Here is an 18,253-nt window from a genome sequence, read left to right as displayed (position 1 = left end):
AATTTCGCGCAAACGCTTTCCCTATTAAAAGGAAGTAAGAGGAAGGAGATTTTTCATGAAGAGAAAGCAGAGAACACTGCTGTCGCTTGTAACCGCAGTTGGACTAATTCTTCAATTGTTTTCAGGACTTATGACAAGTCAAACAGCAAAAGCGGCAGAATCAGCACCAAAACAGGTTGTACTTGTTGGCAGCCTACAGACAGTGTTGGGAAATTCAGGAGATTGGGATCCGGCTTCTGCCAAAACGCAAATGACCTACCAGGGAAATGGTCTGTATACCTATACCGGTACATTACCTGCAGGTAATTATGAATACAAAATTGCCATTGGCGGAGGCTGGTCCGAAAATTATGGAGATGGCGGAGTGCCAGGCGGGAACAACATTAAACTAAATCTGACTGAACAAAGAGAAATCACCTTCTACTACAATGACAATACACACGCTATTGCTGATAGTACCCATTACACCCTTGTGACAGAAGACAAAAAGCCTCGTTTAGTCGGAACGATCCAGCCTGCCATTCAGGCAGGTTCTGCATGGAGTCCGGCAGACTCAACAGCGTTGCTGGAGGACACACATTTTGACAATGTCTATTCCTTAACCGCAAAGGTACCAAGAGGCAACTACGAATACAAGGTTGTATTAGGCAAAGACTGGACTGAATCATACCCTGCTGAAAATATGAAGCTGAATGTACTCTCTGATTCAACGATCACATTCTACTATAACAGCCAAACAAAAGAAGTTTCTACAGATTATAAACCTGCAGGATCTGACGGATTGGTAGATAAGAATGCTCTTTATCATGATTCATGGGACCAGGTATACCGTTCGCCGTTTGGGGCAGTTCCTGCAGGGAAGCCTGTAACATTACGTTTTTCGGCTAAGAAGGGCGACCTTACGAGAGCCAGCCTGTATGTGAAAAACTATACTACCGGCACCACAAATGTCCTTTCCATGAAGAATGCGGGCTGGACAGATACAAAAGATAAAGGTGCCATTGAATTCTGGGAAGCCACTTTTAAACCGGCTGACAAAGGCCTCTACGGATATAAATTCATTGCCGGTGACCAAGATGCAACAGCGGAATACGGGGAAGACACCCAGGAAGGTCATACCGGAACAGCTGTAGATAAAAATGCAGGCCTCTTCCAATTGACGGTTTTCGACCCGGGCTATCAAACACCGGATTGGATGAAGGAAGCCGTTGTCTATCAAATCTATCCGGACCGCTTTTATAACGGAAACAAAGCAAATGACCATGTAAAGGACAAGATAGGAGCCCGCGGCAGCCAGCCTATTGAACATCCGACGTCCTGGTCCGCCCTGCCGGACAATCCAAATGAACAAGGCACTGCTTCCTATACCGGTGACGGTGAATGGAGCAACGATTTCTTTGGAGGGGACATTGCCGGTATCAAGGCAAAGCTTGATTATCTGCAATCTCTTGGTGTCAATACATTGTATTTAAATCCAATCGCCGATGCACCATCCAACCATAAGTATGATACAACTGACTATAAACAGATAGATCCGATGTTTGGTACGGAAAAGGAATTCGAGGATTTTGCCAAGGAATTATCAAAACGGCATATGCACCTGATTTTGGACGGGGTATTTAATCATGTGTCCGATGATTCTATCTATTTTGACCGCTACCACAAATATAAAACAGTGGGTGCCTATGAATACTGGTCCCGTATTTACGATTTGATGAATAAAGAAAAAGTGTCTGAAACGGCTGCCAAGGAAAAAGCCAAGCAGCAACTGGTAGCCGAAGGACAAACCTTTAGCCCGTACGGCTTTGAAAACTGGTTCCATATTGAAAATGTTAAAGTTCCTAATGAAAAAGTCAACGGTGTTTCGACCGGAGAGCATTATAAGTATGAAGGCTGGTGGGGCTATGATAGTCTCCCTGTATTCCAATCCGTTACCGGCACAAAGGTCAACCACCCAAGTGAGCTGAACAACATACAATATGACAACTACATGATGTATGATAAAGACTCTGTAGGAAAAAGCTGGGTAAATCGCGGTTCATCAGGCTGGCGCATGGATGTAGCCAATGAAGTGGACAGCTCATTCTGGCAGGAATTCCGCAATCAAATGAAGTCTAAGAACATGACAGGAGCCGGCAGTACCCTTCAAGCAGGAGAAAAGCCTCTCATTCTTGGAGAAATTTGGGATGATGCCTCCAAATACTTTTTAGGGGATCAATTTGACTCTGTCATGAATTATCGGTTCCGCGGGGCCATTTTGGATTACTTGAAAAACGGCAATGCAGAAAATGCACAAAACGCGCTAATGGCTGTACAGGAGGATTATCCGAAGGAAGCCTTTTATGCTCTCATGAACCTGATGGGTTCCCATGATACGGCGCGGGCAGTATTCCTGCTGGGCAACGGCACGGATACATATAACCGAGCAGAACAAGATCCGAACTACAATTACAATGAAGGCGTGAAGCGATTGAAGCTGGCTTCTATCCTTCAAATGGGCTACCCCGGAGCCCCGACCATCTATTATGGAGACGAAGCAGGTCAAACAGGATCCAAAGACCCCGATGACCGTCGTACGTATCCGTGGGGAAAAGAAAACAAAGACCTGATTAATCACTATAAAAAAATCGGTCAAATTCGCAAGAAAAACGCCGACTTATTTGCCCATGGAGATCTGCACCATGTTTACGCAAAGGGTGATGTGTTAGCCTACCTGCGTACAAAAGGATCGAAATCCGGTCTCGTCATTATCAACAGAGGAACAAAAGCACAAACGGTTGAAATCGATACAAAAGATCTGCTGATGAATGGGCTTTGGTTTATGGACCAATTGGATCAAAAGTACGTGGCGGGTACGAATAATGGCAAACTTTCGTTGACAGTACCGGCAGAATCAGGAAGAATGCTTATTAGCTTAAATAAAGTGACAAAACCGGAGCCGGTTAAACATGTAACCGATACAGAGGGTTCCAAACAGATCTCTTTAAGCTGGAAAGGAAATGGCACAAAATTCTATGTCTATCAATCTACTGTTGCCGGCGGATTATGGACAAAAGTGAAGGAAACGACATCTACAACTGTGAACATTTCCGATTTGAACAATGGCCGTACCTACTATTTTAAAGTGACCTCCGTGGATAAAAACGGAAACGAATCTCCCCCTGCTGTCACTGCCGGTCTTGTCCCTCATTATGATGTTAGTAAAGCTAGCATCAAGGACCTGACTGTATTGGATAACGGAGAGCTAAATCTGGCGCAGACCTCTAATGTAAAAGCGGATTTTTACCTGACAGGTGCGACAGAAACCGGTGCAGCAGAAGGAATCACAGCCGAGCTTCAAGTAAGGCCGAAGGGCCAAACGGCTTGGACATCTTACCAGGCCCTGTATAACGGCCAGGCTCAGGGAGACCAAGCAAATGCGTTTCAGGGAAGCTTTACGGCATATGAAGCAGGTACGTATGAATACCGAATGGTCTTTACGCCGGATTTAGGAAAGACGTTGGTTTACTCCACAACGGGCGAAGTGACCTATACACACAGCACGACAGATACTACCCCTCCTGCCAAGGAAGTTACTTTGGACACACCGATTAAAGAGTCAGGTCAGGTCAACTTGAACTGGAAACTCACGCAGCCGGATCAGCCATTTAAAACGGTTATTTATCGTGACGGTCAAATGCTTACAACCGCGGACGGCAGCACCCTCACCTTCCGTGATTATCAGGTGGCAAACGGAACAGCCTACCACTATCAAGTGCGTGTCTATGACCGAGCCGGGAACTTTGTGGAATCCAACACGGTAAATGTAACTCCTGAAGTTGTCATGGTACAGGTAACCTTTAAGGTACATGCACCAGATTATACACCTTTGACGGCCCAAGTGAATATACCTGGAAGCCTAAACGGCTGGAATACCAGTGCTTGGGAAATGAGCCGCAACGGCGCCGTAACCCCTGATTGGGAATATACGGCGGAGTTGGAGGAAGGAACTGAGCTTACGTATAAATATACGAGGGACAATACCTGGGATCATGAAGGGCTGGCAGACCATACACCAGCCAATCATACGGATGACGATATCAGCTACTATGGCTATGGTGCACAAGGAACCGATATGAAAATTGTGGTCACCAACCAGGGCAATAACAAAATGGTTGTACAGGATACCATTCTACGCTGGATTGACGAGCCATTGGCAGTCAGCCAAATCGATGTAAATGGTTCGACTATGACCGTCAAAGGAAATGCGATTAAAGGCTCTGACCTCACCATCAACGGGGGAAAAGTAACAGTCGGGACTGATATGAATTTCACTCAATCCTTTACCCTAAAAGCAGGGCAGACACAAGTACCTGTTCACATTGAGCCAACTGACACGACCAAGTCCACCATCTTTAAAGGGGACGGCGGTGCCATAACCAAGAATACAAAGAACTACCTAATCGATGTCCAAACAAAAACAATTAGTGAAACTAAATAAGTAGTTTATAAGGTCTGCCAAGTACGGGCAGACCTTTTTGTCCTTGTATAAGAAAAGCGTTAGCGCCCGTTATTAAGGACAGTCCTCCCCAGTTTTGTTCTTAAGTGACCGGGCACTGAAATTAGTGACTAGACCAAGTTAACCTACTACAATATGATTATATGTTGCAGACAATTAGAACGGAGGAGAAAAAGCTTGAAAGAAAACGCGATTGTTATTGGGGGAGGTATTGCAGGAAAATTAGCTGCTAAGGCTTTGTCTTCTTGTTTTCAACAAGTACTCATTTTGGAAGCTGATCGGGAGTATAAAGATAAAACACCCAGAAAGAGAGTACCTCAAAGCTTTCAACCCCATGTCCTATTAAAAAGCGGAGAAGAAGCAATTGAGAAAATGTTCCCGCAGTTCACGGACCAATTGATCGAAGATGGAAGTATCGTAACAAATTTTACCGGAGATTTGAAATGGCATCATTTTGGTTTCTGGAAAAAGCCATTTTCCGGAGAATTAATCATGGTGCAGCAAAGTCGCCCTATGCTTGAATGGCATTTACAGAAACGCATTAATCAAGTTTCCAATATTACCACAAGATATGAAACAATGACGGAGCAGTTGATTGTAGATCGTCAGCAAAACAAAATCCTTGGGGTTCGCGTACGATCCTTGAAAACAGGAATGGAAGAAGAGCTTTATGCGGACATTGTTGTTGATGCTAGTGGATTTGGTTCAAAGAGTATTGAATGGTTAAAAACCTATGGTATAGAGGTTGAGGAAGAAAAGGTTTGGATTCAATTATTCTATGCTACCGGATTATTCCGTCTAATAGACCGAGACCGTCCAGACTGGACTAACCTCCTTATTTCACCAAGCTTCCCTGAAAATCCTTACGGTGCTTTTATCCAAACCATTGAAGAGAATCAGTTCTCTGTCACTTTTAGCGGTTACGCGAATGAGCGTGCACCGCAAACAAATGAAGAATTTTTTGCTTATGCAGGGCGGTTACCTGCTCCCGACGTGCTTGATTTCCTTAAACAATCAGAACCGATTTCAGATATAAAAATTCATAAAATCCCTTACCAGGTACGCAGACGTTTTGACCTAGTTCAGGAAATTCCCGAAGGATTCTTGGTTATTGGTGATGCTCATTGTCGTTTTGACCCGCTTTTTGGTCAAGGTATTTCTGTCGCTGCAATGGAAGCTTTAGCGTTAAAAAAATATCTTCACCAAGCTGAACAGCTTGATAAAGGTTTCACTCAAAGTTTTCATAAAAAGATTTCAAAATTGATCGCAACTCCATGGGACATGGCTACTACAGAAGCCTTTCGCTACCCTAAAATAAAAGGTGAAAAATCTCTCTTACAGCCGATTAAACAGTGGTATACCAAGAGAGTCTATCAAGCTTCAGCTTTGGATTCAGAAATTTATATCCGACTTGCCAGAGTAATGAATTTAATTCGAACTCCTTTTCATCTTTTCCATCCTAAAGTTGTAGTTGCCATATTTACCCGTCTGCTGAAAAAGAGATTTTAAAACAAAATTCAGGCCTGCTTTGAAAGAGAGCGTTAGCTTTTCCGTGCTGACTTATCGTAGGGAGAAGAGCGAATCCCACTGGCCGCTGGGCGCTCCTCGAAAAAGCTATCGCTTTTTCTTCGTGCGATGCTAATGCTGCCGAAGCTTTCCTTATGGAGCTGGATTCAGATAACTTTTTCAAGCTACCCATACCAAATTATTTTATAGTTTCCTAAACGACAAAAAAAGCGGTCATATACATTTTCTACATTTGTACATGATCGCTTTTAAATTTAACAAAAAAAGTAGTGCCTTCCGGTCCTGTTTGAATTTCAATTTTTGCATGATGACGGGCAGCAATCGCATAACATACACCTAATCCCAAGCCCGTACCTTTTTCCTTGGTCGTGAAGAATGGAGTTCCCAATTTTTCTAATACTTCAGGCTTAATCCCTTTTCCTTGATCCTGCACGGCAAGAATCACACAATCATCTGCCATGTAAGTTCTTATCGTTAAAGCCTTTCCTTCACTCATTGCTTCTAAGCCATTACGGTATAGGTTTATTAATAATTGGCGTATCTCGTTCCGATTTAAAAATAATTCTTGGATGTTGTTCGTATCTAATTTTATCCTTTTATTTTGGTTAAAGGCGTCAACCTCAATTAATGGGGCGATATCACGGATGATTGAATTTAAATCTAATCTCTGTAAATCCGTTGTCCTTGTATTACTCATTGAAAGGAACTCCGTAATGATCGAATTCGCACGGTCAAGCTCTTCAACCATTAAATTTATGTAATGTTTGTACTTTTCGATTTCATCCTGTTCGTTTAATATCTGTAAAAACCCCCGTACTGTTGTCAAGGGATTTCTTATTTCATGGCTGATACCCGCAGCCATTTGTCCAATTAAATCCAGCCCCGATAACCTTTTGAATTCCTTCTCATATTGCTTTTTTTTCGTTATGTCCTTAATAAGACTACAAATTCCATCGTCATACGGGTAAGCAACAATTTCATACCAATCATCGGAATAGACAGATTGGATTTCAAAATGTACCGGTATCCGTTCTACCATTGCTTTATGAAATTCTTTATACAAGACTGTATCAACGGCTTTCGGAAATACTTCCCAAATATTCTTGTCTAATACGTCTTGTGGTGTTTTTTTAAGAGGTAGATTAAGATACTTATTTAAATAAATAAATCTCCATTCTTTATTCAATGCAATGAACCCATCTGTTATACTTTCAATTACATTCATATTTTTCTCGTTCGCAATGGTAAGTTCCTTTGTCCGCACTTCTATCATGTTTTCAAGTTGGTTCATATACAATAAGCTGGATAACGTAGAAGCCGTGGCATCCACTATAGATTGTGCAAGCTGGATTTGCGATTCAGTATAGATGAGATCTTTTTCTTCCAAATTGACAACTGAGATGATTCCTAAAACCTCGTCCATTGAAACTAATGGGATCATAAATAGACCTTTTACAGCATATTTCCGACATAAATCATGATTAAGTCTTTCATCAGCGAATACATTTGGGATGAAGATTGCTTTTTTTGTTTTGATAACAATTTGAATCAATGCATCAAAACTTCGGTCCGTTTTTATCTTATTACATGTCTCTATCAAGTCTTCTTTTTTCCCGTTACACGCATGTCTAACACTTCTATCTGCTATAGGATCCAGTAGGTGAACCCTTATATTATTGTTATCCAAAACCTTTCCTAAGTAGAAAAAACATTTTTGGAGACTTTCCTGTATCGAGGAACAAGTAGATAAATCACGTGTAACATCAAGTAACAACTGCTTTTCTGAAATAAGCTTTTCCTTTTGTGATAAATACTTCGCATTTCGTATTGCAACAGCAGCCATATTCACATAGGCCTCAACCGTTTGAATTTCTGACTGTGTTAAGTTCATAGCAACTCCATAATCAAACAAAAAAACCAGTCCAAATAACTCTTGCTCAATTGAGACAGGCAGAGCTAATATAGATTTAACTTTAAATGCTTCAACCGGTACGGGATCGGGTCGATTATCCTTTGAAGTATCAGGGATGTAGATGGTTCTTTTTGTTTCAATCACTTCTCTTGCCAATAAATCTATTTCAGGATCAATCACCTGCGTATCAAGCGTCACACCATTTATGGTTTCAGGTTTTCCAACATAACCTCTAAATGTCCCATCCCCCTGTGGTAAAAAAATACCAACAGAATCACATCGGACTATTTCTTCAGAGATTGCCGTTGTTACATGCCCCAACATTTCACGTAATTCCAGCCTGGAATTGATCAATTTTGTTATATTTGCAAGACGAGAATACCTCGTTTGGTTATTTACCATCCACACTAACCCCAATCACTTGGTATAATCTATTTTCGGCACTGTAAGAAATCCAGCTTATGATTCATACCTTTTTTGGTATATTATCCTATATTCCTCATTTTACAACAGTTTATAGAAGATTTAACACAAAAAAAATAACAAGTTATCATCAAGGACAAAACTGCCTCGCGAATGAGACACGCATTCAGACTGGATTTTGCTTTTTTGGCCTCGCCCTGTCCGAATGAGACCCGCATTCAGACACGCTCTCGCTTTTTGAGCCTCGCCTTGTCCGAATGAGACACGCATTCAGACTGGATCTCTCTTTTTTGGCCTCGCCTTGTCCGAATGAGGCTTGCATTCAGACACGCTCTCGCTTTTTGGGCCTCGCCTTGTCCGAATGAGACACGCATTCAGACACGCTCTCGCTTTTTGGGCCTCGCCTTGTCCGAATGAGACACGCATTCAGACTGGATTTCGCTTTTTTGGCCTTCCCCTGTCCGAATGAGGCTTGCATTCAGACTGGATTTCGCTTTTTTGGCCTTCCCCTGTCCGAATGAGGCTTGCATTCAGACTGGATTTCGCTTTTTTGGCCTTCCCCTGTCCGAATGAGGCTTGCATTCAGACTGGATTTCGCTTTTTTGGCCTTCCCCTGTCCGAATGAGGCTTGCATTCAGACACGCTCTCGCTTTTTTGGCCTCGCCCTGTCCGAATGTGACCCGTATTCAGACTGGATTTCGCTTTTTTGGCCTCGCCCTGTCCGAATGTGACCCGTATTCAGACTGGATTTCGCTTTTTTGGCCTCGCCCTGTCCGAATGAGACCCGTATTCAGACTGGATCTCTCTTTTTTGGCCTCGCCCTGTCCGAATGAGGCTTGCATTCAGACTGGATTTCGCTTTTTTGGCCTTCCCCTGTCCGAATGAGGCTTGCATTCAGACTGGATTTCGCTTTTTTGGCCTCGCCTTGTCCGAATGAGACACGCATTCAGACTGGATTTTGCTTTTTTGGCCTCGCCCTGTCCGAATGTGACCCGTATTCAGACTGGATTTCGCTTTTTTGGCCTCGCCCTGTCCGAATGAGACCCGTATTCAGACTGGATTTCGCTTTTTTGGCCTCGCCCTGTCCGAATGTGACCCGTATTCAGACATGCTCACTTACTTTTCTCTTCGCCCTGTCCGAATGTGACCCGTATTCAGACTGGATTTCGCTTTTTTGGCCTCGCCCTGTCCGAATGAGACCCGCATTCAGACACGCTCTCGCTTTTTTGGCCCCGCCTTGTCCGAATGAGACCCGCATTCAGACACGCTCTCGCTTTTTTGGCCTCGCCCTGTCCGAATGAGACCCGCATTCAGACACGCTCTCGCTTTTTTGGCCCCGCCTTGTCCGAATGAGACCCGCATTCAGACTGGATCACGCTTTTTTCTCCTTCCCCTGTCCGAATGAGACCCGCATTCAGACACGCTCTCGCTTTTTTGGCCTCGCCCTGTCCGAATGAGACCCGCATTCAGACACGCTCTCGCTTTTTTGGCCTCGCCCTGTCCGAATGAGACCCGTATTCAGACTGGATCACGCTTTTTTCTCCTTCCCTTGTCCAAATGGGACATGCATTCAGACACGCCCACGCACTTCTCACAGCCCTATGAAGTAGAACCAATTTTATATCATTCCTCAACATACAAAAATACTTTACCTACTTTGGCAATCGATATTTTTATCTTAAATACATTACTTGCACACACCATATTACTAGAAATCCATAAACTATTGTATTACTAGTAATGGGGGTGTTATATTTGAGCAAAACTAGGATATATACTACAGGTGTTTTAAACAATGTCGGCTCACTAACTGCCGTAGATACTCATATAGAAGTTTTTAATCTCGATGATCACAGTCATTCTATTACGATTGAAGTATACAATTGGGATACTGGTGAAAATGAAATAGGATCAGGCCCAACTTTAATCCCTGTATTTCATGGAACCACGCTCGTTCCGGGAAATAAAGTTCATCTTCAACCAAATAGATGGGTTCTATTCGATGCGATTGTTAGCGGTATTGAGCACTACGAAGTTCGAATCATTGTGCATAGTAATAAAGTAATTGCTAATGTTTTCGGTAGAGCTATTGGTGGTACTGCTATTGAGGCACAAAGTGTTTTATTCTCAGAATTGGCTAAAGTTGATTTAGACGATTGACGTAAATCTAAGTAATCCTTTCGAACTAGGTCGAAATGATTACTTAGTTCCCATCATGTTTAATAGAAAGATGAATCCTGCTACGAAATCTTCCTATAAAAACTGCTAAGTCCTCAGAAGTAAAATTCAACTTTCTGCTTTACTAGTTACTTGTGATATAGCTCCATAAAAAAAATGCCGAATAGCTGCAGCATTTTATATAATAATTTTTCTATTAACCTATTGAATATACCAAAATGATTAAATATATCCTGAAACGGGTAAAATAATACAAAAAGTAGCAAAGAGTAGCTCCATCAGAGGGGGATGAACGATGACAGATAGAGATGATGGAAGAAAGTTTGGGAAAGGTTGCCTCTGGGGGATTGGTTTATCTATTCCTTTATGGGTAGTAATTTTTTTACTCATTCGTTATTTAAAAAGCCTGTAAAATCCACATGTTTTTTCCGTTAATGAGAATTGTCGAAAACAATGAATCCCCTTCCGACACACTTCCCTATTCCTCCTATTATTTATTTGTTACTATAAGGAAAATAATAATATGGTATTAAATTTACTATTGATGTAATCTAAGCAATTTCGGTAATATGGACTATTTATTTTGAAAGCGTTTGCAATTATAGTAAAAAGAACACAATTGAAAAGCACAAAGGTAATCTACAACTTTCAAAAGGAAGTGGATTTCATGGACAGGCAGGGTAATTTCTTGGTTGGACTATTTTGGGGTACTTCTCTGAGTGTTCCGTTATGGCTGGCGTTTTTCGGTTGGGTAAAACTAATGATTGGTTTTTTGTTCTGATAAATCGCGGATAAACTTTAATATTCCTTAAAACAATTAAATGTAAAAAGCGTAGGAAAGCCCAATGGGCCTTCTACGCTTTTTTTGGTTCTTTCATTACGTATGAGAAACAATCAATTCACATTCCCCATCGATTTCAAATTCTCCCATACCCACAGGAATGATAAGATGAGTCCCTTTTCCCAATCCATACTTCACACCGTTATGAACAAGGGTTCCCTCACCCTTAATGACGCTGAGAAGCAAATAATGATCATGATAGGCAAACGAAGACTTTCCGCTCACATCCCATTTATAAACGGAGAAAAACGCCGATTCCACAAACGTAGTAACGGCCAAATTTTCTTTCTCCCGAACAGTAGGAATATTCACAGCATCCTGATGCGGCACGGTGGTAACATCAATCGCTTTTTCCAAGTGAAGTGCTCGCAAATTCCCTTCCGCATCCCTGCGGTCGTAATCGTACACCCGGTAGGTTGTATCGGAGCTTTGCTGCGTTTCTAAAACTAACGTTCCTTCACATAAGGCGTGGATAGTGCCACTTGGCACATAGAAAAAGTCGCCCGGCTTGATTTTCACTCTGCGGAGTAATTCATTCCATTTCCCGGCATTCATTTGCTCGACCAATTCTTCCTTTGTCTTCGCATTGTGGCCGAAAATCATATCGGCATCTTCTTTGCAGTCAATGATATACCAGCATTCCGTCTTCCCTAACTCTCCATTTTCATTGATCATCGCATACGAATCATCAGGGTGCACCTGTACCGATAAATCCATATTCGCATCTAAAATCTTCGTTAATAATGGAAAAACCGCTTCTTTCGGATTTCCAAATAACTCCGGATGCTCTCGCCACAGCTCGTCTAAAGCCATACCCGCATATGGTCCATCCTTCACAATAGACGGTCCATTCGGATGGGCGGAAATGGCCCAGCATTCCCCGGTCTGATCGGATGGAATATCGTATCCAAATTCCTTTTGTAATGCTGTTCCGCCCCAAATTCTTTCCTTAAAAACCGGTTTTAAAAATAATGGCTGCAATTTATTTACCTCCAGCAAAACGATTTAATTCTCTTGAAATGCCCGGTGTGCAAGCAGAAGGGCTCCCGTAATCCCCGCATCATCACCTAGGCCGGGACTGACAATATAAGTAGCAAGCTCAGGCAGCACCACATAATTGTTAAGGAGTTCCGGCAAATACTTATAGATAGAAGAAAATACTTGTTCCTGCTTCATAACGCCACCACCAAGGATAATCCTTTTCGGTGAAAGAATCAAAATATACTGCATGAGTGCCTGTGCAATATAATATCCTTCCAAATCCCAAACTTCAGCTCGTTCAACCAAATGAAACCCTTTTTCACCCCAGCGGTCTTCAATCGCCGGACCGGCAGCAAGCCCCTCCAGGCAATCATGATGATACGGGCACTTTCCTTCATATGCATCATTTGGATGGCGTCTTACAAGAATATGTCCCATTTCAGGATGTGTTAGTCCTTGAAGAAGTTTCCCCTGAACGATTGCACCTGCTCCAATCCCGGTACCGACAGTTATGTACAAGCAACTATCCAAGCCTTTAGCCGCTCCAAGTGTAGCTTCTCCCAGCGCTGCAGCATTGACATCCGTATTAAAACCAATGGGAACAGAAAAATCCTCTTTTAATACTTGTACAAACGGGTAATCCTTCCAGCCCGGTTTCGGTGTGGAAGTAATATTACCGTAGGTCGGGCTTTCCTTGTTCACATCGATCGGTCCGAACGAACCAATCCCAATCGCTTTCACCGGATATTTTCCAAAAAATTCGATTACCTTTGGAATGGTTTCCTCAGGTACGATTGTTGGAAACTGAACTCGTTCAATAATTTTTCCGCTTTCATCTCCAACCGCACAAACAAACTTTGTCCCGCCTGCTTCGATTGCTCCTAACATCTGCAAATCCCTCCATGTTTAAGTTATTAAAATATTTTACCATTTTCTCCGGTATTTAGTTGATGAAATTTTTATTAAATATTCTATCAACTAATCCCGACATCCGAAATCAGCAATTAAGTGTCTAGATTATTCATTACCTTTGACAGCCTTTTCGGTTTTTTCCAAACAAAATATAAAGAGGGAACCATTAACACGTACACAATCGGAAAGATGCTAAACGAAACAGGTAGAAGCCGATCAATATCAAAGTATTTTCTCATAGCTAAAAACAGGAAAACACCGATGATTCTACCCAAACCAAGTGGAATCTCACGAATAATGATATAATCCAAACGTTTTTCTTTGTACTGAGGGTCTTTTTCAATTGACGCATAAATCATCGCATTCATGGAGGTATTAATCATATTGGATGCAACCGGTTGAATGATTCCAAAAATAACGAGCGAAATTAAAACCGGCAACACCGATAGTAAGACAGATCCTAGTAAAATACTAACCGATCCGAGAGCAAAAATAGCAATCCGATAATCAGGATTGGAAAACTTGGCGAGCACAACAAAGGCAAGAATAGAAACAATTTCAGCGCCTGTATTAAAAACACCAAGGTTCATTTCTCCACCGGCTACTTTGAACGTAATCATCGTAATTAAAAACGTCGAGTAAACGCCCGAAACAATCCCATCGGCAAACATTACAGAGTACATCTTTTTCCATTCATGTGTTGGATGCCTTACTACATCCCAAAAATAGCTTTTAAGAGCAATTGGTTCCCCTTTTACTTTTAAAGAAACTAAAAAAGTAATGAAAAAGAAAAAACATGTCGCGATAAAAACAATATAATATCCAGTCATTCCATGGAATTGCGAAATCATCGTGCCGGCTAAAAGCGGAGCGACGACTCCTCCGATGGTATTTAAAATTCCTTGAATATAAAGAAATTGATCGCGCTTATCATTGGTGGTTAAATCTAAAACGGCCATATGGACTCCGACATAATACAGGCTCATTGCCAAACCGTTTGTGCCGCCGAGCAGCATCATATGATCACGTAAGGTGTCATGAAAAATAAGGATGATTAAATAAGTGATCAAATAAAAAACAAAACCTAATCGCATTGTAATCATCGGGCTTGTCTTCCTTGCTATCCACGAACAAAGCACAAAACAAATGATAATTGAAACGGACCAATACAAGCTGTAGTAAGCCAGCAATGAATAGGTTTTATCCATTTTCCATAAGAATACACTTTGAAAAACTCCGGACAAAGCCCCTCCAAAACAGAAAAAGGTATTCATGAGTAAATAAAACTTTAATTCCGTGGAAAAAGATTTAAAAATAGCAAACATTATTTTTTCTCCTTTTATAAAGGCCAACTAGTGGATAATAATACATTTGGAAACATTTAGGTGAGGATAGTTGGCCATAGCCGCTGGCAGTTCCTCAATGGAAAACCGATGTGAAATAAGCGACTGTACTTCCACGGCCTTTTTGGCAATCAGCGAGATCGCCTCTTCATGCGTATATGGATTTATAAAGGAACCTTTAATAGTTAGCTCCTTCGAAAAAATTTCAAATGGTGAAACAGAAATAGATGTTTCTGGTGCAGCAACTCCAAAGAGTAATACCTGACCGCCTTTTGCCGCAGATTTAACGGCAAGTTCCATACTTTCCGGCCTTCCCGCACATTCAATCACAACATCTGCCTCAAGATGTGCAGCATTCATCGGATGGATCACCTCATCGGCCCCCAGCTGGTAAAGAAGCTCCCTTTTGTTCTCTGTAGGTTCACTGACAACGATAGAATGAACGTTTTGATGTTTTACCAATTGTAAAAATAATTGTCCGATAAATCCGCCGCCAATGATTAGTACCTTACTTAAGGGCGATAAGTGAATTTTTTTAAAACCATGCAGTACACAGCCTAACGGCTCCACAAGCGCCGCCTCTTCAAATGTCATATGCTCCGGAATCTTGTAACAATTAGCAGCCGGTACTCTGCAATACTCGCTCATGCCGCCATCTCTTGTAACACCTACCGCCTGCAAATCATTGCATAAATGAGCCCGGTTGCTGCGGCAATACTTGCAGGCTCCGCAATAAATGTTGGGATCAATCGAAACACGGTCGCCTTTTTGTACGTTTGAAACTTCCGCCCCCACTTCGACAATTTCTCCAGCTAATTCATGCCCAAGAACAATAGGTGGATGAACCTCGGCGGAACCCGGTTGTCCATGATAAATATGCTGATCGGTTCCACAAATTCCACAGCTTTTTACCCTAACAATTACCTCATCAGGCGATGGTGATGGATTTTGCCAATCCACCACTTCAATTTGCTTTGTTCCTTGTAAAACTGCCGCTTTCATCCTCATCATCCCTCCGCTACAATCGTTTTTACACTGTTGATCGCCTTTACTCGCAGCGATTCCCAAGGGATTTCTTTCCCCTCAGCTTGCTCAACTTTAATCCTTTTTGTCCCATTTGCCGGCAAATCGAAGAAATTATCCTCAATCACCAGCTGCTCGCTATCGATTTCAATTGTTACCATTCTCGCCAGTCCATTAGTAGAAACCCTCAGCTCATTGCTTTCTTGGTGAACGGAAACGGTTAATTCCGAATCGGGAAGCTTCAAATCCTTGTGGTCGCGGAAATAATAAATATTTTCATAGGTTTTATTATTTTTTGAGCGAATAACCATAACAGCCTCTTCAGGAGGAAGTCCATTTAAAGCATCTTTTTCGAGAACTACATCTACTTGTTCAGCCGCATTAGCCTGGACTGTAACCATCCAATGCTTAGAAAATACTTTTTCGCCGTTAAAACCATATACAGCAAGCTCCATTTCATCCTGATAGGTCTCTAATCGATCATTGACAACCCAAAGCTTAATCTCTTTTCCCGGCTCATGATCAATCGTTAATAGAATCGGACTATAGAATTTTCTTGCATAATGATAGGAAGCCTTTGGCAATAAGTAATAATCGATAACCGACCAGCTCGTACCGGGCCAGCAGTCATTTAGCTGCCAAAATAACGCCCCGCTTGTGTGCGGTTTATTGCGGCGATAATGTTCGATGCCAAACTTTAATCCTTCTGCCTGCGTTAGCATCGAATAGGAAATGTACTCATCCAAATTCCTCGGAACTCCCGTGTAGCCTTCCATTAACAAAATTCCCTTTGGATGATGGATATCTTTATTGCGGTACGCCATCTCTTCGCTTCCCCAAAAAAATTGATCCTTAGGGATATTTCGCTCTAACGTATAGCGGTTTGAGGAAGCATGCATGCCAAACTCACTGGCAAAGAGCGTGGTATCATTTTTAAAATTTTTAAAAGAAAGACCATCGACGCTGTAATCCACTTTCTGCGGTTCGCCAAATGTCCGTGGCTCAATATTACCGTGCCAAACCTGCCAATTATGCGTGTCACCCTGTTCCCTGGAGTTGTGGTCATTCCCCCCAAAAGGAGAGCTTGGCCAAAACAGCCGCGTTGGGTCGAGTTCTTCTACTATTTCAGGCATTAATTCATGGTATATTTTTTCACCGTAAAAAGGATGCGTAATTTCACCTGAAGAAAACAACGCTTCATATAGCCAATCATTCTCATTGTTACCGCACCAGATCGCCAAGCAAGGATGATTACGCAGCCGTTTCACAACATGGACCACTTCTTCTCTGACGTTAGCCATAAAGTTTTTATTGTAATCCGGATACAAGGCGCATGAGAACATAAAGTCCTGCCAAACCAAGATTCCAAGACGATTACACTCTTCATAGAACACATCTTTTTCATAGATGCCTCCGCCCCAGACCCTGAGCATATTCATATTGGCGTCTTTAGACATCCTGATTAAATGCTTGTACCGGGAATCCGGCACAGCCCCTATGAAACTATCAATCGGAATCCAGTTGGCACCCTTCGCAAATACCTTTTCCCCATTTAGGACAAAGGTAAAACAAGGATCTCCCGCTTCATCTGTTCGTTGTACTTCAATCGTGCGGATTCCCAAGCTTTCCTGTTGCTCATCAATCCTTACACCGTCAGCAAACAATTCGATGGAAAGTCGATAAAGATGCGGCGTCCCAATATCATGTGTCCACCATAGCTTTGGATTGGTCACCGCTATTGTAGCGGTTGCTTTTTTACGGTTGATTTCTACTTTAGTTGAAAAACTTTCTTCTCCATAAGATAGACTGATAGCTGCCTCATATTCTTTATCTTTTTGATACGTTTCGATTTCAAGATTCACTTCGACAATTGCCTGATCAGGTGAAATGGAGATCGTTTTAGCAAAGACAGAATCGAGTTTAGCAAAGGTCCTTTTCTGTAAATGGACCTCCTTCCAAATTCCTGCAGCCACTAAGCGCGGACCCCAATCCCAGCCATAATGACTTTGAGCTTTCCGCGTCCAGATCCGTTTTTTACTAAAACCGGACCAGTAATATTGAACTTTGTCCTTTACATGAAGATGGATCGGATCAAATTTAACTGCCAGCGTATTTTTTCCTTTTCGCAGCTCCCGCGTGACGTCAAAGGTATGGGCAATAAACATATTCTCAGTTGAACCCAGCTCAACACCGTTTAGGTAAACCGTCGCAAACGTATCAAGTCCCTCAAAAATCAACTCATATCGATCTTCTTTTTTGGGGTCATCATGGAACGCAAATGTGTTCCGGTACCACCATACCTTTTCCTCTATCCACTGGCATTTCAAATCATTATGTCCGTAAAAGGGATCTTCGATCAGTTTCCTGTCAATCAAGGTGGAATGAACATCACCGGGTACAGCAGCTGTCATCCAAAAATAATCAATATACTCAGGAGACGCCACTTCAAGGTCACGCGCTGCCCCTACATCAAATTGTCGTATTTTCCAGTTTTCATTCAGTTTCATTGAAACGTCACCCGCCTTCTTAAAAAGTTTTGTCTTATCAGCGGAATTCCGCAAACTTTCTACCTCACTCCGCGGAGTTCAAAGCTATTTCCGCCAATTTTTGCACGA

Annotated in this window: 9 protein-coding genes; 3 read left to right on the top strand and 6 right to left on the bottom strand. The window is 42.1% G+C overall.

What is annotated here, in order from left to right:
• The first annotated feature begins 55 nt into the window (after positions 1-55).
• A complete protein-coding gene (locus AC3ANV_RS02095; protein WP_488312040.1) occupies positions 56-4,480 on the top strand; it encodes a pullulanase X25 domain-containing protein in 4,425 nt (1,474 codons plus the stop codon).
• A 195-nt stretch (positions 4,481-4,675) separates the two neighbouring features.
• Positions 4,676-6,007, top strand: a complete 1,332-nt coding sequence (locus AC3ANV_RS02090; RefSeq protein ID WP_488312039.1) for an NAD(P)/FAD-dependent oxidoreductase — start codon at positions 4,676-4,678, stop codon at positions 6,005-6,007.
• Positions 6,008-6,251: 244 nt separating this feature from the next.
• Here the strand turns inward: AC3ANV_RS02090 and AC3ANV_RS02085 are convergent, their stop codons facing one another.
• Positions 6,252-8,339, bottom strand: a complete 2,088-nt coding sequence (locus AC3ANV_RS02085) for an ATP-binding protein (RefSeq protein ID WP_488312038.1) — start codon at positions 8,337-8,339, stop codon at positions 6,252-6,254.
• A 1,776-nt stretch (positions 8,340-10,115) separates the two neighbouring features.
• Between AC3ANV_RS02085 and AC3ANV_RS02080 the strand changes: the two genes are divergently transcribed.
• Entirely contained in the window at positions 10,116-10,520 is a 405-nt protein-coding gene (locus AC3ANV_RS02080; RefSeq protein WP_488312037.1) for a hypothetical protein, read from the top strand.
• A gap of 895 nt (positions 10,521-11,415) precedes the next feature.
• Here AC3ANV_RS02080 and manA read toward each other — a convergent pair.
• The 5 genes from manA to AC3ANV_RS02055 form a co-directional block, all read right to left on the bottom strand.
• Positions 11,416-12,360 carry a mannose-6-phosphate isomerase, class I gene (manA, locus tag AC3ANV_RS02075; RefSeq protein ID WP_488312036.1) on the bottom strand — a complete coding sequence of 315 codons (945 nt, stop codon included), beginning with the start codon at positions 12,358-12,360 and terminating at the stop codon, positions 11,416-11,418.
• Positions 12,361-12,384: 24 nt separating this feature from the next.
• Complete coding sequence (locus AC3ANV_RS02070) at positions 12,385-13,248, bottom strand: ROK family protein (RefSeq protein ID WP_488312035.1); 864 nt, start codon at positions 13,246-13,248, stop codon at positions 12,385-12,387.
• 116 nt (positions 13,249-13,364) lie between these two features.
• A complete protein-coding gene (locus AC3ANV_RS02065; RefSeq protein ID WP_488312034.1) occupies positions 13,365-14,597 on the bottom strand; it encodes an MFS transporter in 1,233 nt (410 codons plus the stop codon).
• Positions 14,598-14,624: 27 nt separating this feature from the next.
• A complete protein-coding gene (locus AC3ANV_RS02060) occupies positions 14,625-15,617 on the bottom strand; it encodes a zinc-dependent alcohol dehydrogenase family protein (RefSeq protein ID WP_488312033.1) in 993 nt (330 codons plus the stop codon).
• A gap of 5 nt (positions 15,618-15,622) precedes the next feature.
• On the bottom strand, positions 15,623-18,145 hold the full coding sequence (locus AC3ANV_RS02055) for a beta-mannosidase (RefSeq protein ID WP_488312032.1): 2,523 nt from the start codon (positions 18,143-18,145) through the stop codon (positions 15,623-15,625).
• Between the last annotated feature and the right edge of the window lie 108 nt (positions 18,146-18,253).

The sequence above is a fragment of the Neobacillus sp. DFD-2R genome, assembly GCF_057747865.1.
The sequence above is the reverse complement of the archived record's forward strand: the minus strand, read 5'-3'. Positions and strand labels throughout refer to the sequence as shown.